This window comes from Streptomyces sp. NPDC000151 (assembly GCF_040301705.1).
Lineage (GTDB): Bacteria > Actinomycetota > Actinomycetes > Streptomycetales > Streptomycetaceae > Streptomyces.
Window position 1 is genome coordinate 18661 of sequence record NZ_JBEPFC010000065.1, and the last position, 19078, is coordinate 37738.

18 protein-coding genes, 1 tRNA gene and 1 pseudogene are annotated in these 19078 nt (G+C 72.7%); 8 read left to right on the forward strand and 12 right to left on the reverse strand.

The genetic code is table 11. The features are described 5' to 3' along the window. Nucleotides 1-190: 190 nt before the first annotated feature. From ABT381_RS19400 to ABT381_RS19430, 7 genes are all read right to left on the reverse strand, one after another. Complete coding sequence (locus tag ABT381_RS19400; RefSeq protein ID WP_351595490.1) at nucleotides 191-1405, reverse strand: acyl-CoA dehydrogenase family protein; 1215 nt, start codon at nucleotides 1403-1405, stop codon at nucleotides 191-193. Between the two features lie 8 nt (nucleotides 1406-1413). Beyond that, nucleotides 1414-2454 carry a phosphotransferase family protein gene (locus tag ABT381_RS19405; protein WP_351595491.1) on the reverse strand — a complete coding sequence of 347 codons (1041 nt, stop codon included), beginning with the start codon at nucleotides 2452-2454 and terminating at the stop codon, nucleotides 1414-1416. A 228-nt stretch (nucleotides 2455-2682) separates the two neighbouring features. Continuing rightward, entirely contained in the window at nucleotides 2683-3027 is a 345-nt protein-coding gene (locus ABT381_RS19410) for a DUF202 domain-containing protein (protein WP_351595493.1), read from the reverse strand. A 25-nt stretch (nucleotides 3028-3052) separates the two neighbouring features. Further along, complete coding sequence (locus ABT381_RS19415; RefSeq protein ID WP_351595495.1) at nucleotides 3053-3463, reverse strand: YidH family protein; 411 nt, start codon at nucleotides 3461-3463, stop codon at nucleotides 3053-3055. Nucleotides 3464-3473: 10 nt separating this feature from the next. Then, on the reverse strand, nucleotides 3474-4016 hold the full coding sequence (locus ABT381_RS19420) for an NUDIX domain-containing protein (protein ID WP_351595498.1): 543 nt from the start codon (nucleotides 4014-4016) through the stop codon (nucleotides 3474-3476). Between the two features lie 43 nt (nucleotides 4017-4059). Then, nucleotides 4060-4824 (reverse strand): glucose 1-dehydrogenase, encoded by a 765-nt coding sequence (locus tag ABT381_RS19425; RefSeq protein ID WP_351595500.1) that lies wholly within the window; start codon nucleotides 4822-4824, stop codon nucleotides 4060-4062. Beyond that, nucleotides 4821-5483 (reverse strand): TetR/AcrR family transcriptional regulator, encoded by a 663-nt coding sequence (locus ABT381_RS19430; protein ID WP_351595503.1) that lies wholly within the window; start codon nucleotides 5481-5483, stop codon nucleotides 4821-4823. The genes ABT381_RS19425 and ABT381_RS19430 overlap by 4 nt, the downstream gene beginning before the upstream one ends. A gap of 297 nt (nucleotides 5484-5780) precedes the next feature. Here ABT381_RS19430 and ABT381_RS19435 point away from each other — a divergent pair, with 297 nt between their 5' ends. Together ABT381_RS19435 and ABT381_RS19440 are read left to right on the forward strand one after the other, a co-directional pair. Next, nucleotides 5781-6779 (forward strand): hypothetical protein, encoded by a 999-nt coding sequence (locus ABT381_RS19435; RefSeq protein WP_351595506.1) that lies wholly within the window; start codon nucleotides 5781-5783, stop codon nucleotides 6777-6779. Nucleotides 6780-6810: 31 nt separating this feature from the next. Next, nucleotides 6811-8379 carry an APC family permease gene (locus ABT381_RS19440; RefSeq protein ID WP_351595509.1) on the forward strand — a complete coding sequence of 523 codons (1569 nt, stop codon included), beginning with the start codon at nucleotides 6811-6813 and terminating at the stop codon, nucleotides 8377-8379. Here ABT381_RS19440 and ABT381_RS19445 read toward each other — a convergent pair. After that, a complete protein-coding gene (locus tag ABT381_RS19445; protein ID WP_351595534.1) occupies nucleotides 8357-8758 on the reverse strand; it encodes a (2Fe-2S) ferredoxin domain-containing protein in 402 nt (133 codons plus the stop codon). The genes ABT381_RS19440 and ABT381_RS19445 overlap by 23 nt on opposite strands. Before the next feature lie 102 nt (nucleotides 8759-8860). On the opposite strand from ABT381_RS19445, the gene ABT381_RS19450 reads away from it, so the two are divergent. Next, the gene (locus ABT381_RS19450; RefSeq protein WP_351595512.1) at nucleotides 8861-10261 is read left to right on the forward strand and encodes a cytochrome P450; all 1401 of its coding nucleotides are present in this window, start codon (nucleotides 8861-8863) and stop codon (nucleotides 10259-10261) included. A gap of 388 nt (nucleotides 10262-10649) precedes the next feature. Then, the gene (locus ABT381_RS19455; protein ID WP_351595515.1) at nucleotides 10650-12287 is read left to right on the forward strand and encodes an ABC-F family ATP-binding cassette domain-containing protein; all 1638 of its coding nucleotides are present in this window, start codon (nucleotides 10650-10652) and stop codon (nucleotides 12285-12287) included. A gap of 32 nt (nucleotides 12288-12319) precedes the next feature. Here ABT381_RS19455 and ABT381_RS19460 read toward each other — a convergent pair whose 3' ends face one another. Together ABT381_RS19460 and ABT381_RS19465 are read right to left on the reverse strand one after the other, a co-directional pair. After that, the gene (locus tag ABT381_RS19460; RefSeq protein WP_351595518.1) at nucleotides 12320-13024 is read right to left on the reverse strand and encodes an HAD family hydrolase; all 705 of its coding nucleotides are present in this window, start codon (nucleotides 13022-13024) and stop codon (nucleotides 12320-12322) included. A gap of 170 nt (nucleotides 13025-13194) precedes the next feature. Beyond that, a tRNA-Leu gene (locus tag ABT381_RS19465) sits at nucleotides 13195-13282 on the reverse strand. Nucleotides 13283-13531: 249 nt separating this feature from the next. Here ABT381_RS19465 and ABT381_RS19470 point away from each other — a divergent pair. The 3 genes from ABT381_RS19470 (at nucleotide 13532) to ABT381_RS19480 (ending at nucleotide 16357) form a co-directional block, all read left to right on the forward strand. Further along, on the forward strand, nucleotides 13532-14878 hold the full coding sequence (locus ABT381_RS19470; RefSeq protein ID WP_351595521.1) for a M20/M25/M40 family metallo-hydrolase: 1347 nt from the start codon (nucleotides 13532-13534) through the stop codon (nucleotides 14876-14878). Between the two features lie 205 nt (nucleotides 14879-15083). Then, entirely contained in the window at nucleotides 15084-15317 is a 234-nt protein-coding gene (gene chpH / locus ABT381_RS19475; RefSeq protein ID WP_351595524.1) for a chaplin ChpH, read from the forward strand. A gap of 170 nt (nucleotides 15318-15487) precedes the next feature. Then, a complete protein-coding gene (locus ABT381_RS19480; protein WP_351595527.1) occupies nucleotides 15488-16357 on the forward strand; it encodes a chaplin in 870 nt (289 codons plus the stop codon). A 302-nt stretch (nucleotides 16358-16659) separates the two neighbouring features. On the opposite strand, the gene ABT381_RS19485 is transcribed toward ABT381_RS19480, so the two are convergent. Beyond that, nucleotides 16660-16848: a DUF5703 family protein gene (locus tag ABT381_RS19485; RefSeq protein WP_030252120.1), complete on the reverse strand. Its 189-nt coding sequence runs from the start codon at nucleotides 16846-16848 to the stop codon at nucleotides 16660-16662. A gap of 47 nt (nucleotides 16849-16895) precedes the next feature. Here ABT381_RS19485 and ABT381_RS19490 point away from each other — a divergent pair, with 47 nt between their 5' ends. Continuing rightward, entirely contained in the window at nucleotides 16896-17762 is an 867-nt protein-coding gene (locus tag ABT381_RS19490; RefSeq protein WP_351595531.1) for a hypothetical protein, read from the forward strand. Nucleotides 17763-17914: 152 nt separating this feature from the next. Here ABT381_RS19490 and ABT381_RS19495 read toward each other — a convergent pair. After that, nucleotides 17915-19078 (reverse strand): annotated as a pseudogene (locus ABT381_RS19495) (hypothetical protein); the annotation flags it as partial.

A 19078-nucleotide genomic window follows, 5' to 3' on the forward strand; every position in this document is an offset into this window, starting at 1 on the left:
TTCCGTGCGACTGAGATGCCGCGTCCGTAGGCGGGGCTCATTTGTATGACTGCGGCGCTGGCCCCGATTGCGCACACCCGTGGGCCCCCACCAGGGGGTTACCCAGGTGGGGGCCTGCGTGAAGCCTCGGCTCACCGGCGCATCGGCGTGCGCGTGCGGCTCGCCCTCGTGCGGCTCGTCCGCGTACCGCTCACATGTACTTCTTGATCTCCCGGCGGGCCAGGGAGCGCTGGTGGACCTCGTCCGGGCCGTCGGCCAGGCGGAGCGTGCGGGCGCCGGCCCACAGTTCGGCGAGCGGGAAGTCCTGGCTGACGCCGCCCGCGCCGTGCAGCTGGACCGCCTGGTCGATGATGTCCACGACCGTGCGCGGCGTCGCGATCTTGATGGACTGGATCTCCGTGTGCGCGCCCTTGTTGCCGACCGTGTCCATCAGCCACGCCGTCTTGAGGACGAGGAGGCGGAGCTGTTCGACGGCGACCCGGGCGTCCGCGATCCACTCCTGGACGACGCCCTGCTGCGCCAGCGGCTTGCCGAAGGCGGTACGCGCCACCGCCCGCTTGCACATCAGCTCGATCGCCCGCTCGGCCATGCCGATCAGCCGCATGCAGTGGTGGATCCGGCCGGGGCCGAGGCGGGCCTGGGCGATGGCGAAGCCGCCGCCCTCCTCGCCGACGAGGTTCGCCGCCGGGACGCGTACGTTGTCGAAGACCACCTCGGCGTGGCCGCCGTGGTGGTGGTCCTCGTACCCGTAGACCTGCATGGCGCGCTTGACCGTCAGGCCCGGGGTGTCGCGCGGGACGAGGATCATCGACTGCTGGCGGCGGATGTCCTCGCTGCCCGGGTCGGTCTTGCCCATCACGATGAAGATCTGGCAGAGCGGGTTCATCGCGCCGGAGATGTACCACTTGCGGCCGTTGATGACGTAGTCGTCGCCGTCCCGCTGGATGCGCGTCTCGATGTTCGTCGCATCGGACGAGGCCACGTCCGGCTCGGTCATCGCGAACGCGGAGCGGATCTCGCCGGCCAGCAGCGGCTGCAGCCACTGCTTCTGCTGCTGTTCGTTGCCGAACTGGGCGAGTACTTCCATGTTGCCGGTGTCCGGCGCGGCACAGTTCAGCGCGGTCGGCGCGAGCTGCGGGGAGCGGCCGGTGATCTCGGCGAGCGGCGCGTACTGGAGGTTGGTGAGCCCCGCGCCGTGCTCCGCGTCCGGCAGGAAGAGGTTCCACAGCCCCTGCTTGCGGGCCTCCGCCTTCAGCTCCTCCACGATCGCCGGGGTGTCCCAGGGCGAGGCGAGCTCGGCCCGCTGCTCGTGCGCGACCTGCTCGGCGGGGTGGACGTGCTCGTCCATGAACGCGAGCAGTTTCTCGCGCAGCTCCTGCGTGCGGGCGTCGAATGCGAAGTCCATGAGCGTGCTCAGCCTTCCTTCACGGGGGACAGGGTGGAAAGGGTGCGGCGGCCGTTGTCGATGAAGCGCGGCACGACCTCGCCGATCCGGTCGAAGCCGGCACCGACGGTCTGCCCGAGCGTGTAGCGGTAGTGGATGCCTTCGAGGATCACCGCGAGTTTGAAGTAGGCGAACGCGGTGTACCAGGCGACCTGCGAGACGTCGCGTCCGGAGCCGGCCGCGTACCGCTCGATCAGCTCGCCCGGTTCGGGATGCCCCGGGGCGCTGCGGGTCGTGGTGACGGGCGAGTCGGGGGACTCCTCCTGCTCGCTGTACATGGCCAGCAGGCCCAGGTCGGTGAGCGGGTCGCCGAGCGTGGACATCTCCCAGTCCAGCACCGCCGAGATCCGGTCGTCCGCGCCGACCAGTACGTTGTCCAGGCGGTAGTCGCCGTGCACGATCGCGGGCGCGGGCGAAGCGGGCAGCTTCCTGCCCAGCGCCTCGTGCAGCTCGTCGATGCCGGGCAGTTCGCGGTTCCGGGACGCGGCCAGCTGCTTGCCCCAGCGGCGCAGCTGCCGCTCCAGGAAGCCGTCGGGCCGCCCGAAGTCGCCCAGGCCCACCGACGCCGGGTCGACGGCGTGCAGGTCGACGAGGGTGTCCACGAGGCGGAGGACGATGTCGCGGGTGCGCTCGGGGCCGAGCGGCCGCAGCTGGTCGGCCGTGCGGTACGGAGTGCCGGCCACGAGCTCCATCACGTAGAACGGCGCCCCGATGACGTCCTCGTCCCGGCAGAGCGCCAGCGTCTCCGGGACCGGTACCCGGGTATCGTGCAGCGCGCTGATGACACGGTGCTCGCGCGCCATGTCGTGCGCGGTGGCCAGGACATGGCCGAGCGGCGGGCGGCGGACGACCCAGTGGCCGGCGCCGTCGGTGACGCGGTAGGTGAGGTTGGACCGGCCGCCCTGGACCAGCTCGGCGGTCAGCGGGCCCGCGACCAGGCCCGGGCACTCCCGGTCCAGGTGGGCGCGGAGCCGCTCCAGGTCGAGGCCGGGCGGGTTGTCCTTGCTCATCGTGCGCCTCCGTGTGCTGGCCGGTGGAGTGGGACCGTCCACGATCATGCCGACTAGTCGGTATGGCGTCCAGAGGGTGGAGTGAACCGGTTGGGGGCGAGGGGTGTTCCGCGCGTCACACGAGGGGCGCCGACCAGGCGGATAGGGGGAGGTGACGGACCGTGACGACCGCCTCGGGGCGTACCGAGGCCGCCCGGGAAGGCGGACCGCGACCGCCCCGCAAGACGCCTACAGCACGATCGCCGCGCCCAGTCCCACCAGTACCAGCGTGCAGCCCGCCGCCAGCAGTGCCGTACGGGCGTCCATCGTGCGCGGCCGTCCCGTGGTGGCGGGCGCGGCCAGCGTGCGCATCCGGGTGTGCGCCGCGGTGAGGAAGGCCAGCCCGGCGAGGACGAGCAGCGCGACGAGGACGACCTCCGCCCCGGTGGGCTCGCGGGTGAGCAGCACCTGACGCCAGGCCAGTACCACGGCCACCGCGCAGGACAGCGTCGTGCGCCGCCACGCCATCCGGGTCCGCTCGGGCTGCAGCCCCGGGTCCCGGACGGCGGCCGTGCCCTCTTCCGTGCCGGCCATCGTCAGCCTCCCGTACCGGCCGGCATCAGCGCGTCCAGCCCAGCAGCACGACCACCGCGATGGCCACCGCCAGCAGCCCGACGCCCGCGCCCAGCAGCGACGGGAAGCGGGAGGCCGGCAGGTCCTCGCCGCGCCGCATCGCCCGCTCGCAGCGCACCCAGTGGCTGACCGAGCGCACCGCGCACAGCGCGCCGCCCGCGAGCAGCGCCACGGTGAAGACCGTGCGCACCGTCTGGTGCAGCGACGGCAGGAACTGGTCGACGGCGAAGCCGCCGCCGATCAGCGCGAACGCCGTGCGCAGCCAGGCCAGGAACGTGCGCTCGTTGGCGAGCGAGAAGCGGTAGTCGGGGGTGGAGCCCTCGTTGCGGATCCGCGCGGGCGCGAACCACAGGCGCAGGTCGGCGGCGAGCGCCCGCATCCGGTCCGTGAAGATCATGTTTCGCACCTTATCCGGCGGCCGGCCGCCCGGCGGCCTCCCAGTCCCGCAGCCGCCGGAACGCCTCCAGGCCGTCCGGTACCCACTGCCATTCGGGCAGCCGGCGTTCCAGTTCCTCGTCCGTGAGGAACGTGTGCCATGCGACCTCCTCCACCTGCGGGTTCACCGGCAGCGTGCAGCGCACCTCGTAGAGCGCCGACCACCACGTGTGCTCGGGCGCCTCGTAGAGGAACGTGAACAGCGGTACGGGGCGGGGCAGCCCGGAGACGCCGAGCTCCTCCTCCGCCTCGCGCAGCGCCGCCTCGTCGTACGACTCGCCCGCGCCGACCACGCCACCGACCCACATGTCGTAGTGCGAGGGGAAGATGAGCTTCTGTGCGGTGCGGCGGTGCACGAAGATCCGGTCGTCGGCGTCCCGGGCCAGCACGAATACGCTGCGGTGGCGCATCCTCTTCGCGTATGCCTCGCCGCGTGGGGCCTGCCCCACGACCTGATCGTTCTCGTCCACGATGTCGAGGATCTCGTCCGCGCTGAGCGGCTGCTGATCGGTCATGGGGCCATGCAATCAGACGGCCCGTCCCGTCATCCCCAAGAGGTCACTGTCCCATCACGTACTTCACCGTCGGACCGGTCGTCCAGCCGCCGTCCACCGCCAGTTCGGCCCCGGTCACGTAGGACGCCGCGTCGGAGAGCAGGTACACCACCGCGCTCGCGATCTCGTGCGGCTCGCCGACCCGGCCCATCGGGGTGTTGGGGTAGTTGCCCTCGCCCTTCTGGATGCCGACGCCGGCCGTCATCGGGGTGTACGTCATGCCCGGGTGCACGGAGTTGACCCGGATGCGGTCCGTGCCCAGCTCCACCGCCGCGATCTTGGACAACCCGCGCACGCCCCACTTGGACGCGCCGTAGCCGCCGGTCATCGCCAGGCCCATCAGGCCGGCCGCCGAGGAGATGTTGACGATGGAGCCCGCGCCGCGCTGCCGCATCAGGGGGATGGCGGTCTTCATGCCGATGAAGACGCCGGTGAGGTTGACGTCGAGCACCTTCCGGAAGAAGTCGACCGAGAGGGTCTCCAGCGGCTGGCCGGTGGCTATGCCCGCGTTGTTGACCAGCCCGTCGAGGCCGCCGAACTCCGCGACCGCGAAGTCCGCGGCGCGCTGCCAGTCCTCCTCCGACGTCACGTCGTGGGTGCGGAAGCGGGCCCGGTCGCCCAGCGCCGCGGCGGTCGCCTCGCCGTCCTCCGCCAGTACGTCGGTGAGTACGACGTTCGCGCCGGCGTCCACGGCCTGCTTCGCCGCCTCGGCGCCCAGCCCGCGCGCGCCGCCGGTGATCAGAATGGTCTTGCCGGTCAGATCGGTCATCGTGCACTCCTGTGTCGGGGAGCGGGGCGCCCCTGCTCCGGTGCGGGGGCGCGCAGCAGCGCCACCGTGGTCGTGACGAGGTCGGCGAGGAAGACGGGCTCCGTGGTGAGCGCGCGTGCACCGTCGAGGTACTGCCGGGCCCGGTCGGAGAGCGCCGCGCCGATCAGCGTCAGCGCGAGGTCCGTGCGCTCCAGCCGGATCGCCTCGGGCAGCCCGTCGGCCGCGAGGGAGGTCTCGATCCGTTCGATCAGCTGCCAGTAGGCGGTGCCCGCGAGCGTCGGGTGCGGCGTCCGCGTACGGATGCCGCTCTCGTGGCTGAGCTGTGCGGAGATCCGTAGGCAGCGCAGCCCCCGCGGGTCGCCCAGCTGGGTCGCCTCAGCCGTGACCAGCGCCCGGACCAGCTCCTCCAGGGACGGCTCCGGCAGCGCCGTCAGGAGGGGTACGAGCGCCGCTTCCGTACGGGCCAGCCGGCCGGCCATCACCGCGTCCAACAGGCCCGCGCGGGAACCGAAGTGGTACTGCACCGCCGAGGGGTTGCCCTGGCCGGCCAGCCGCACGATGTCGCGGGTCTGGGCGCCGTCGACGCCCTGCGCCGCGAAGATCTCCTCCGCGGCGCGGATCAGCTTCTCCCGGGTCACGGACCCCGACGTCCTCGCCATGGGCCTCATATTAATACTGGCCATTATTAAGCGCCATGCCTGTGGGGCGAGTGCGGCGGGCGTCGCCGGCCTTCTCCGTCTGCCGGACCGTGCCGGCGGCACGCTTTTGATCTTCCGAACGAGCCGCGCAGGTAGGGGCGTTGGCGACGTCCCGGGGCGCCCGGACGGGGGTTGACGGGAACCCCTGGGGCCGCTTTGCTGTCTGTGATCACCCCGTGTCGATCCGTTCATCGAACCTGCACATGTCTGCCCCGCGCGGGGCGCCGGAGGGAAGAGCGCCGTGGAGAGACCCCTGGTATGACTCCACCGCCCCCACCCCCACCTCTGGGGCGCGTCCGCCGCAAGGACCCCGCCGGAGTCCGTCCGGCGCTCGACGACACCGAGCTCGCCGCGGGCCTCGAAGCGCTCGCCCAGGGCCGCTGGACCGCCGCCCGCACCCTCCTCGCCGCGACCGGCACCGACTGGGACCGCCGCGGCCACCGCCTGATCGCGCTCGGTGCCGCCAGGTCCGGTGCCGTCTGGGCCCGTGAGTGGCAGCTCGCCGAGCCCGACAGCCCCGACGCGGCCGCCTTCGTCGCGACCGCCGCGGTCCACCGCGTACTGCACGGCAAGGAGTCCGCCGAGAACGCCCGCGAGAGCTGCCTGACCGCCGCCCGGATGGCCCCCGACGACCCCACGCCCTGGCTCGCCCTGCTGATGCTGGCCCGCGCCACCGGCACCCCCGACGCCCGCGAGTACGCCTTCGACCAGGTGCGCGCCCGCCATCCCGGACACCACCACGCCCACCACCTCATGGCCGCGTGCCTCGCCGAACACCAGCCGGGCGACACCGACGACCCGCTGCACCAGGTCTACGACTTCGCCGCCTGGGCCGCCGAGCAGGCCCCCGCCGACTCCCCGCTGGCCGTCCTGCCCGTCGTCGCCCACGCCGAGCGCTACCGCGTCCTGGCGGCCGCGGGGCTGGAGCCCGCCGACCCGGCGGCGTCCGGGCACTGGGCCACCCGCCGCGCCCGCCAGGCCATGAAGGCCGCCTTCGACTGGTGGCTGGAGTGGGAGGGCGCCACCGGCCACCCGCGCGCCACCACCGGACACCCGCGCGCCACCGGCCACCCGCGCGGCAAGGTCGACCTGAACTTCCTCGCCCACGCCAAGTACTGCGAAGGGCGGCTCGCCGAGGCGGCCGCCCTCTTCCACCGCATCGGCCCGCACGTCACCGCCGAGCCGTGGGGCTACCCCGACCGCGACCCGGCGCGCGCCTTCCGGGCCGCTCGCGACCTCGCCCTGCGCGCCACCTGATCCCGCCCGCCCCGGAAAGGACCGCCCCGCCATGCCCACCGGTAGTACGCACGAGATCAGCACCTTCAAGGGACAGGAACGCGCCCTGCGCGCCGACCGCATCGGCACGCCCGGCCTCCTGCTGTCCGTACTGGCCGCCAGCGCCCCGCTGATGGCCGTGGCCGGCGTCATGGTGACCACGTACCAGGTCATGGGCATCGTCGGGCAGCCGCTGCTGTTCGTCATCCTCGGCGTGGTGATGGCGCTGTTCAGCGTCGGATACGCCGAGATGAGCCGGCACGTGCACAACGCCGGCGCCTTCTACGCGTACATCGCCAGGGGCCTGGGCGGCACCGCGGGCGCCGGCGCGTCCTTCGTGGCGCTGGCCGCCTACTGCGCCCTCCAGGTCGGCATCTACGGCATCTTCGGCTTCGAATTCGCCGCCCTGCTGGACACGTTCTTCGGCGTCACCGTCGTGTGGTGGGTCCCCGCCGTCCTGGGCGTCCTGCTCACCGGCGCCCTCGGCGCCCTGAAGATCGACCTCAACGCGAAGGTGCTGGGCGTCCTGCTCCTCGTCGAGGTCGCCCTCATCGTGGTCTTCGACCTCGCGTTCGCCGCACAGCCCGGGCCGCAGGGTCTGTCCCTGCACGCCTTCGACCCCGCGACGCTGGGCGGCGCCGGCCTCGGTACGGCCCTGTGCTTCGCCGTCGCCGGCTTCCTCGGCTTCGAACAGGCCCCGGTGTACGCGGAGGAGACCAGCCGGCCGGGGACCGTCGTGGCGCGCGTGATGTTCCTCGCCGTCGGCTTCTCCGCGGTCTTCTTCGCCCTCAGCTCCTGGCTCATCGGCGTCGCCACCGGCCCTGACCACGTCGTCGCCACCGCCGGCAAGGAAGGCCCCGGGCTGATCTTCGCGCTCGCCGAGCCCCGCCTCGGCGGCCTCTTCACCGACGTCCTGCACGTCTTCTTCGTGACCGGCATCTTCGCCTCGATGCTCAGCTTCCACAACGTCGTGGCCCGTTACGCCTTCGCCATGGGCCGCGAGGGCCTGCTGCCCGCAGCGCTCGGCCGCACTTCGAAGGCCAGCGGCGCGCCCGCCCTCGGCTCGTTCCTGCAGACCGTCGTCTCGCTGCTCGTCGTCGTGGCGTTCGCCGTCACCGACCACGCGCCCACGGGCGACCCCACCGCCCCCGTACTGAAGCTCTTCACCTGGGGCGGCAACCTCGGCGCGCTCGGCGTCATCGCCCTGATGGCCACCGCCTGCGCCGCCGTCATCGCCTTCTTCGTACGCCGCGGCGCAGGGCGCGCCCAGGCCGGGCGGCTCGCCGCCGCGGCCCTCGCAGGGCTCGCGCTGCTGGTCGTCCTGGTCTACGCGGTCAAGGACTTCGGTGTCCTGGTCGGCGCCGGAGCGGGCTCCGCGCTGAGCTGGCTGCTGCCCGCGCTCATCGGCCTCGCGGCGGTCGTGGGCCTCGTGTACGGGCGCGTGCTGCGCGCCACCCGCCCCGAGGTGCACGCCAGGATCGGCCTGGGCAACGAGGCGTTCCAACTGGAGAAGGCCGCCGCCGACGGGGTGCCGGGCACGGAGCCGGGCCGCGGCCTCCTCAGCCCTCCAGGGACGCGCTGACGCGGCGGGAGACCTTCATGGCGTAGAGGTCCAGGACGCCGGGCGGCTCGGCGATGCCCGGGCCGCCCGCCCGGATCCACGCGGCGATGTCCGCCAGCGCGTCGTCGTCGTTGACCAGGCCCAGCCACACGGGCCGGCCGCCCGCCGCGCGCCCCTCGGGGGACGGCTGGACCACGACCACGTTCGCCTGGTCGCAGACGTCCAGGCACTCCGAAGCGCGTACCGGGGCAGCGCCGTCCAGGGCCGCGCGCAGCCGCGGGATCTGGCCCGCGTGGTCGACGCCGGGGATCTTGCCCGCGTCACCGCAGCAGCAGCCGCGGCACACCGTGACGCGGCAGGAGGCGGCCTGGGCGGCGGGGCGGCGGGAACGCTTGTTGATCACCCGTCCATCGTACGGGGGTGCCGACGCCGATCCAGAGGCACCACGGGTGTGGCCCTCAACTCACGGTGACCAGGGGGCTTTTGGGGTAGGACCGCTGGCATGACCAACACTGATACGCACACCGGTTCCGGCGCCGTGCCCTCTGGTGCGGCGGCGCACATACCGGGCCCCAAGGGGCTGCCGCTCCTCGGGTCGATGTTCGAACTGCAGCAGGACTCCTTGGGGGCGTTCCTGCGGGCCCGCCGCGACCACGGTGACGTGGTGCGGGTGTCGGCGGGGCCGCCCGGCCTGCGGACGGTCCTGCACGGCGTCTTCTCCGCCGAGGGCGTGCAACAGGTGCTCGCCACGGAGTCGGCGAACTTCCGCAAGGACAACCCGTTCTACGAAGAGGTCCGGGCCGCCTTCGGAAACGGCCTGCTGACCAGCCAGGACGCCGACTATCTGCGGCAGCGGCGGCTGGTGCAGCCGCTCTTCACCAAGCGCAGGGTGGACGGGTACGCCGACGCGATCGCGCAGGAGGCCGGCGCGGTTGTTGAACGATGGGGCGAGGAGACGACCGTCGACCTCGTCGCCGAGATGGGCCGGCTCGCGCTGCGCACGGTGGCGCGCATCCTCTTCGGGGCCGATGTCGAGGCCGCCGTGGAGGTCATCCACCGCTCCTTCCCCGTGATCAACGCCTATGCCCTGAGCCGCGCGTACGCACCGGTGAACGTGCCGCGCGAGTGGCCGACCCCCGGCAACCGCCGCGCGATGGCCGCGATCGCGGAGGTGTACGCGGTCTGCGACCGGATCATCGCCGAGCGCCGCGCGGCCCCCGAAGGGCCGGTCGGCGACGACCTGCTCACCCTTCTCGCGCAGGCCGGCAGCGAGGAGGACGGCAGCCTGGACGCGACCGAGATCCGCGACCAGGTGCTCGTGTTCCTGCTCGCGGGGCACGAGACCACCGCGACGTCCATGGCCTTCACCCTGCACCTGCTCTCGCGCCACCCGGAGGAGCAGGCGCGCGCCCGGCAGGAGGTCGACGAGGTACTGGGTGACCGCGCGCCCACCGCCGCCGACCTGGAGCGGCTGCCGTATCTGACGCGGGTGCTCAAGGAGGGCATGCGGCTGTACCCGGCCGCTCCGGTGGTCGGCCGCCGGGCCGTCGCGGACACGGAGATCGGCGGCTACCGCATCCGGGCCGGCTCGGACGTCGTGGTCGCCCCCTGGGTGACGCACCGCAATCCGGACCTGTGGGAGGACCCGGAGCGCTTCGACCCCGAGCGGTTCACGCCGGAGCGGGTGGCCGCGCGGCACCGGTACGCGTGGTTCCCGTTCGGCGGCGGCCCGCGGGCCTGCATCGGCCAGCACTTCTCGATGCTGGAGTCGGTGCTGGCGCTGGCGACGCTGCTGCGCGGGTACGAGCTGGAGGCGGCGGACGACGCCGAGGTGCCGGTCGCCGCGGGCATCACCCTGCAGGCCAAGGGCCCGGCGCGGGTCCGGCTGCGGCCGCGCGCGTAACGGCCGGGACGGCCGCGGCGGCCGTCGTCCCGCGGTCCCGCCGGGCGCGCCGAAACCGTTCCGCATAAACGCAACGAAAATAGCGTTTGCATTTTGGCCGCGCTCGGCGTAGCGTCTTTCCCGGCCCCATTGCCGTCGATTGGAGAAGGCCGTTGCTCGTCTGAGGTCCTGAGACACCGCGCTGGTCCAGCGCATCGTGACCCGACCTCGGCGTGCCATCGTGCCCACGACGGCCGTCCGGCCGCCCGCGTACACCTCCGTGTACGCGGGATGCGTACGGCAGTTCCGTACGCATCCCCGGCGGCCGGCACCTCTACGGTCCCCCGCTCCAGCGGTGTCTCTCCGTGCTGTTTCCCCTCAGCCCGCACCCGCTCGCCAGGAGACCCGTATGTCAATGTCCCCGCATTCCGCCCCCGCCTCCATCGTCTGCACCGGCCTCGGCTTCGCCTGGCCCGACGGCACGACCGTCCTGGACGACTTCCAGCTCACCATCGGCCCCGGCCGCACGGGCCTCATCGGCCTCAACGGCGCGGGAAAGTCGACCCTGTTGAAGCTCATCGCCGGCGAGCTGACGCCGACCGCCGGCAGCGTGAAGACCGCCGGCGACATCGGCTATCTCCCGCAGAACCTCACCCTGGACACGGCCCTCCCGGTCGACGAGGTACTGGGCATCGCCCGCACCCGCGCGGCGCTGCACGCCATCGAGGGCGGCGACGCGAGCGAGGCCCACTTCACCGCCGTCGGCGACGACTGGGACGTCGAGGAGCGCGCCCGCGCCACCCTCGACCAGCTCGGCCTGCACGGCATCGAGCTGGACCGCACCCTCGGCGAGGTCTCCGGCGGCGAGTCCGTCCTGCTGCGGCTGGCGGCGCTGCTGCTGCGCCGACCGGACGTGCTCCTCCTGGACGAGCCCACCAACAACCTCGACCGCCGGGCCCGCGCCCGGCTGCACGAAGCGGTCGAGCGCTGGTCCGGCGTGCTGGTCGTGGTCAGCCACGACCGGGAGCTGCTGGAGCTGGTCGACCAGATCGCCGACTTCCGGGCCGGCGAGGTGCACTGGTACGGCGGCAACTTCAGCGCGTACGAAGCGGCCCTCGCCGTCGAGCAGGAGGCGGCCGAGCGCATGGTGCGGGTCGCCGAGGCCGACGTGCAGCGCCAGCGCCGCGAGCTGTCCGACGCCCACGTCAAGCTGGCCCGCCGGGTCCGCTACGGCAACAAGATGTCCGCCAACAAGCGCGAGCCGAAGATCATCATGAACGAGCGCAAGCGCCAGGCCCAGGTCTCGGCGGGCAAGCACCGGATCATGCACACCGAGAAGCTCAAGGAGGCCAAGGAGCGGCTCAGCGAAGCGGCCGACGCGGTCCGCGACGACGACGCGATCCGCATCGACCTGCCGTACACCGCCGTGCCGCCGGGCCGCGGCGTGCTCACGCTCCAGGGCCTGACGACCCGCTGCGGCACCCGCGTCGACCTGGAGCTGCGCGGCCCCGAGCGGCTCGCCCTCACCGGGCCCAACGGCTCCGGCAAGACGACGCTGCTCCGCACGGTCACCGGCGAGCTCGCCCCGGAGAGCGGCGAGGCGACGGTCCACGTACCGCACCGCTTCCTGCCCCAGCGCCTGGACGTGCTCGACGACCGGCTGACCGTCGCGGAGAACGTCGCCCGCTTCGCCCCGCAGGCCACCGCCAACCACGTACGGGCCCGGCTGGCCCGCTTCCTCTTCAAGGGAGCCCGCGCCGACCAGCCGGCCGCGACCCTCTCCGGCGGGGAGCGCTTCCGCGCGACCCTCGCCGCCCTCATGCTCGCCGAGCCGGCCCCGCAGCTGCTGCTTCTCGACGAGCCCACCAACAACCTCGACCTGGCGTCCGTGCGCCAGCTGGTCGCCGCCCTCGACGCATACGAAGGAGCCCTGATCGTGGTGAGCCACGACGAACGATTCCTGGCAGAGGCGGGCATCACCCGCACGCTGGACCTGGGCAGCCCGCCCCCGGACGCCACTCCGGAGCCGGGCGCTCCGGAGGCGTAGCGCTCCGGGCGGGTATCGCCCACAGAGGGGGCTCAGAAGTGGTGGAGCAGCTCCGTGAAGGCGGAGAGCCGCAGCACCTTCTCGTCCGCCGGGTCCAGCTCGCTGTGCTCCAGTACCCACGTGTTGTCGTTCGGGATGAACACCGCGTTCATCCCGGCGGCACGCGCGGGGAGGATGTCCGACTTGGGGGAGTTGCCGATCATCCAGGCCGACTCCGGCGTCAGCGCGTACTCCCGCGCCAGATTCCGATAGGTACCGACGTCCTTCTCCGCGACGATGTGCACCCCGCGGAAGTGGTGCGCCAGCGCCGAGTTGTTCACCTTCCGCTGCTGTTCCTCCGCCTCGCCCTTGGTCAGCAGCAGCAACTCGTACCGCCCCGCCAGCTCGGCGAGGGTGGCGGCGACCCCGGGGATCAGCTCCACGGTCTCGCCGTCGAACGACGCCGCCCAGGCCGCGATCCGCGCCAGCTCCTCGGCGGTGGCGTCCCGCCCGTGCAGCTGCGCCAGGCACTCGCCCAGGCTGCGCAGGAACACCTTGCTGCCGTAGCCGTGGACCTCGGCGTTGGCCGCCTCCACGGCGTCCAGGGCCGCCCGCACCCCGTCCCGCCCGAGCCGCAGCCCGACCTCGGGGTGCGTCATCCAGTCCAGGAACTCCTCGATGACCCGCTCGAAGATGACGTTGTTCTCCCAGAGCGTGTCATCCGCGTCAAAGATCAGAACCTTCTCCGTACCACCCAACGCAGTTCCTCCCCGTGCACTACTCGTACGTCTCGTACGTCGTTCGTCCGGCCCGCGCAGAGTAGTGAGCGGCCCCGCCCCGACGCACGGGGTTATCGGCGGGGGCGGCACCCGCCGGTACGCATGGCGAAGGGCCGGCCGAGTATCGACTCGACCGGCCCTCACCACTGTGGTGTCCGAGGGGGGACTTGAACCCCCACGCCCGATAAAGGGCACTAGCACCTCAAGCTAGCGCGTCTGCCATTCCGCCACCCGGACAAGGTGTCTGTCGGGCGGGCCGCCTGGGCCGTTCCGACGTGGAAAACCATAGCAAACATTTGGGGGTGGTCGATCACGCGCTCGGCCGGGGCGTTCCGAGGGCCGGGCCGGCGCGGGCCTGTGACCAGCGTGTGTCGGGAGGATTGCGGCCTTGGGCGCGGGCCGGGGGAGAGGGAGGATGGACCGGACCCCGCCGCGGTGACCGCGCGTACCGGTGCGAGCCGCGGCCGTGAAGCATGAGGAGGCAGCGTGAGCGAGTCGAAGCCGGCACCGGACACGACGAGGCCGGTACCGGCCGTCACCGGCGAGGACGAGGTCGTCGACCTGTGCCGCGATCTGATCCGGATGGACACCAGCAACTACGGCGATCACTCGGGCCCGGGGGAGCGCGTGGCCGCCGAGTACGTTGCGGAGAAGCTCGCCGAGGTCGGGCTGGAGCCGCAGATCTTTGAGTCGCACAAGGGGCGCGCCTCCACCGTGGCCCGGATCCAGGGCGAGGACCCGTCGCGGCCCGCGCTGCTGATCCACGGGCACACGGACGTCGTGCCGGCCAACGCCGTGGACTGGACGCACCACCCGTTCTCCGGCGAGATCGTGGACGGGTGCGTGTGGGGCCGCGGCGCCGTCGACATGAAGGACATGGACGCGATGACGCTGGCGGTCGTGCGCGACCGGCTGCGCTCCGGCCGTAAGCCCCCGCGCGACATCGTGCTGGCGTTCCTCGCGGACGAGGAGGCCGGTGGGGTGTACGGCGCGGGGCACCTCGTCCGGGAGCACCCGGAGCTGTTCGACGGCGTCACGGAGGCGATCAGCGAGGTCGGCGGGTTCTCGTTCACCGTCAACGAGAATCTGCGGCTCTACCTCGTCGAGACGGCCCAGAAGGGCATGGACTGGATGAAGCTGACCGTGGACGGCACGGCCGGCCACGGTTCGATGATCCACAAGGACAACGCGATCACCGAGCTGTCCGAGGCGGTCGCGCGGCTGGGGCGGTACGAGTTCCCGGTGCGGGTGACCAAGACGCTGCGGCACTTCCTCGACGAGCTCTCGGACGCGCTGGGCACCGAGCTCGACCCGGAGAACATGGACGAGACGCTCGCCAAGCTCGGCGGCATCGCCAAGCTCATCGGCGCCTCGCTGCGGAACACCGCCAATCCGACGCAGCTGGGCGCGGGCTACAAGGTCAACGTCATTCCCGGGCAGGCCACCGCGCACGTCGACGGGCGCTTCCTGCCGGGGTACGAGGAGGAGTTCCACGCCGACCTGGACCGGATCCTCGGGCCGCGGGTCAAGCGTGAGGCCATGCACGCGGACAAGGCGCTGGAGACCACCTTCGACGGCGCCCTCGTCGACGCGATGCAGACCGCGCTGCGGGCCGAGGACCCGATCGCGAAGGCCGTGCCGTACATGCTCTCCGCCGGTACGGACGCGAAGCACTTCGACAACCTCGGCATCCGCGGCTTCGGGTTCGCGCCGCTGAAGCTGCCGCCGGAGCTGGACTTCGCGGGCATGTTCCACGGCGTGGACGAGCGGGTGCCGGTGGATGCCCTCAAGTTCGGTACGCGGGTGCTCGACCGGTTCATCGAGCTGAGCTGAGCCGAGCCGAGGACGCCGCGGCGGCCGGAAGCCGGGGTCGCGCGGGGCGGCGCCGTCGACCCCGTGCGTCAACCCGGGTCAGCCTTTCGTGAGCACTTAACTGAAAAGAGTGAATGAAACCATAGGCTCGTAGCTTCAATACGCCTTCCTCGTTACATGGAGTGCGGCCCGAAGTTTGCGGTCGCATTGCCTACAAGGAGGAACAATGATCAAGAAGGTCGTCGCTGCTGCGGCTGCTGCTGGTTCTCTGGTGCTCGCGGGCGCGGGTCTGGCCGTCGCCGACTCGGGCGCGCAGGGCGCTGCCCTCAATTCGCCCGGTGTCCTTTCCGGCAACACCGTTCAGGTGCCGGTGCACGTCCCGGTGAACGCCTGCGGCAACACGGTCTCCGTGATCGGGCTGCTGAACCCCGCCTTCGGCAACACCTGCGTCAACGACTGACGTTGAGCATCACCCCCATGAGGGCGTGATCCCGGTCGGCCCCGCAGCGCGTGCCATGCGCTCCGGGGCCGACGGGCTTTCGGCGGACGGACACCCACGACCGTCCGTCCCGGCGGACGGGAACCCACACTGTCCGCCCTTCGAAAAGCGAAAAGGGGAAGGGACGACCTATGCGTAAGGTCGCGAGGAAAAGCCTGATCACCGTCGTGGCCGCGAGTGGCGCGCTCGCCGTTTCCGGCGGTTACGCGCACGCGGATTCGGGCACGAGCGGCGCGTCCGCTCATTCACCGGGGGTGCTGTCGGGAAACACGGTCCAGGTCCCGGTCCATGTCCCGGTCAATGTCTGCGGAAACACCGTGAATGTGGTCGGCCTGCTCAACCCGGCCGCGGGGAACAGCTGCGGGAACGGCTCCGGCGGCGGAGCCCACGGCGGCCACGGCTCGGGGGAGGGCTCGGGCCCGACTGCCGGAGCGAAGGGCAGTACCCACGACTCCCCGGGCGTCGGCTCGGGAAACAGCGTGCAGGTGTCCGTGGACGTCCCGGTCAACATCTGCGGGAACAGCGTGAATGTCGTGGGCGCGCTCAACCCGGCCACGGGCGCCGACTGCGGGAACGACGCGCCGTCGACGCCGCCGTCCCACCCCGGCGAGCCGAAGCCCCCGGGCGGCCCGGAGTCGCCGGGTGGGCCGGGGGCCCCGGGCGGGCCGCAGTCGCCGGGTGGACCGGGGTCGCCGGGTGGGCCGGGGTCGTCCCAGCCGCCGGGAGACGACACGACACCCCCTTCCCACGAGCCGGGCGGCCCGGGCCCGACGCAGCCGGGCGGCGACGAGGGCTCGACCCCGCACCCGCAGACCCCGCCGCGCTCGCACGAGGAGATCGTCACCACGCCCGCGGCCGACGCCCCGGCCACCGCGCACGAACAGCTGGCGCAGACGGGCGCGGGCCCCGTGGGTGCGCTCCTCCCGGCCGGCGCGGCCCTGCTCGGCGCGGGCGTCCTCGTGTACCGCAAGGCCCGGACGACGGGAGGAACGCGGGGATAGCTACGGGCAGTCCGCTCGGCGGTCCGCCTGGAGGGGGACACGGCCGATCGTGGCTGAACGGCGCGTCGCGCGAGGTGCTGCCGAGGGATGATTATCGGCCGCCAGGCGCGCGGAATAAGCCGTTCTCGGCGGGGCGGCAGGTGGATCCTGCTCGGACCAGGTAATTCCGCGAAGCGGCACAAAACCGGAGGAATGTCTGCGCTTTACGGTGCTGCCCCGCCCTCGGGGTTCCGGGGCGGGGCGCTTTTCACGCCCCGCCCGACCCGGCGGTCGGGGCGTCATCGGACCCGTACGGGCCCGTGTCACCAGGTCGCGCGAATCTGGCGGATGATCCGGCGGCGCAGCCGCACCTTGCGGCTGCCGTCCGGGTTGAGGCGGAGGCGGTCCAACTCCCAGTGTCCGTACTCGGCGTGGTCGGTCAGCAGGCGTGTGGCGGCCTTGCGGGAGACCCCCCGCGGCACATACACATCGCAGAATTCATATTCCGGCATCGCATCTATTGTGCGGGACCGGCCCGGGTACGGATAGCGTCTGCACTATGTCTGATGCTGCGCAGCCCTCCGCTGCCGAGGTACGTGCCGCCGCCGAGGCGGTCAAAGCCGCGCTGGACCGTCACCTCGACGCGGTCGAACGCCGCTCGGGTGAGGACGATGCCGCCGTTTACGCCGCGTTCGACGAGCTGGCCGCGGCGGCCGAGGCGTACGACGAGCTGCTCTACGACACCTACGACGAGGTCACGCCCTTCGAGATCCCCGGCAGCGACGGGCTGCCCGCGTACGCGGGGCCCGAGGAGCCGAGCGCGCTCAGCGTGCTGATCCGCCGGGACTACACCGTCGTGGAGCCGCAGCGGCTGCTGTCGCAGGCGCAGCGCATCGCCGACCTCGACCCCGGCTCGGCCACGGAACCGGGCGCCGCGCAGAGCCCGTCCAGGCCCGGCGGGAACGCGGCGGCCGCGGTGGTCGGCAGCAGCGTGCACGCGGCGCTCGGCGTGCTCTTCGGGGAGTACGAGCCGGACGAGATCGCGTCCCGGCACAAGGAGTTCGGCCTGGAGGAAGGCGACTCCACGCTGTGGGTGGCGGCCGCGGAGGAGCCGCCGGAGCCGGGCGAATGGCTCGCCGCCCCCTTCGAGCAGGCCGACCCGCAGCGCGTCGTCTGCCGCTTCGACGTCAGCTCCGTCTTCGACGAAGAGCTGGACTTCGAGGACGAGCACGACGAGGAAGAGGAGCACGACGAGGACGCCGAGGACGGCCAGGACGACGAGGTCTTGGACGTGGACGTGGACTCGGGAGAGGTTGTGCACGCGGCGGGGGACGAGGACGCGAACGGGGCCCGCCGGGGCAACGGGAGCGGCCGGGGCGGCGCCGCCGCCGACCCCGAGCTGGAGGTCATGGACCGGGAGCGCTGAGGGGCCCACCGGCCCCGGCGGACCGGGCGGACCCGGGCGGACCCGGGCGGACCCGGGCGGGCCCGGGAATCGGAGTGACGGACCGGCGGGCCCCGGAGTCCCGCGGGTGCGGGGCTCCGGGGCCGTGCTCGGTCGGACCCGCGGCGCCGGGGTTACGACGCGTCCGTTTGCCACTGGGCCTGCTGCAGGCTGAGGAGGGTGCGCAGGCGGGTCGTGCGGTCCTTGGCGGGGATTTCGGCGACCGCGCGGGCGAGCGCCTGGTCGGCGCCCTGGACCACGGACAGATGGCGCTCGCCGCGTCCGAAGGCGGTGTAGACCCAGGAGCGGGTCAGCCCCGGGGCCGCGTCGCCCGGCACCACCACGACGGCCGCCGGCCAGCGCATCCCCGCGGCCTGGTGGGCGGTGAGCGCCCAGCCGTGCCGCAGCGCGCCGCCCGCCACCTCGTCGCGGGGCACGACGACGGGGGCGCCGCCGCAGTCCAGGTGCAGTCCGTCCGCGTCCGCTCCGGTGACCTGCCCCGGTACCGTACGGCCGGGAGCCGGGCTGTACGCCACCCGGTCGCCGGGGTCGAAGCCGCCGAACCGGCCCGGGCCGGGGTTGAGCCGCTCCTTGAGCGCGGCGTTGAGCGCGCGGGTGCCCGCGGCGCCGCCGTGCCCCACGGTGATGACCTGGGTCTCCGCCGTCGGTACGCCGATCGCGCGCGGTACTGAATCGGCGACCAGCTGGACCGTACGGTGCACCGCCTCGCCGGCGTCCCGCACCGGAACGATCACGACCTCCTTCTCCGGCGCCTCGACCTGCGTCAGCTCGCCGATGCCGATGCCGGAGACCAGCTCGCCGATGGGTCCGAAGTCAGGGGTACGGGAGGCCACCTGCGGGCAGCAGCGGGCGGCGAGCAGGTCGGCGAAGAGCCGACCGGGGCCGGCGGACCACAGCACACCGGGGTCGCCGCTGAGAACGAGGCGGGTGCCGTCGGCCAGCGACTCGATGAGCAGCGCGGCGGTCTCCAGATCCAGCTGCGGCGCGTCCAGCACGACGAGCAGGTCCAGCGCGAGCGAGCCGTCCGCGTCCCGGCCGGGGCCTTCGCGCCCGGCCAGCAGGCCACCGAGCGTGACGGCGGCGGAGGAGGCGTCGGAGGAGGCGGCGTCGGAGGGCGGAGTGGGGGCGGTTTCGGGGGCCGGTGTGCCGGCGGCGCCGTACTGGCCGGTGGCTTCGGTGGCTTCGGTGGCTTTGGCGGCTTCGGTGACGAGGGCGGCGAACCGGCGGCGGCCGTCCGCGGTGTGGGTGGCGCCGACGGCCCGCAGGCCGAGCGCGCG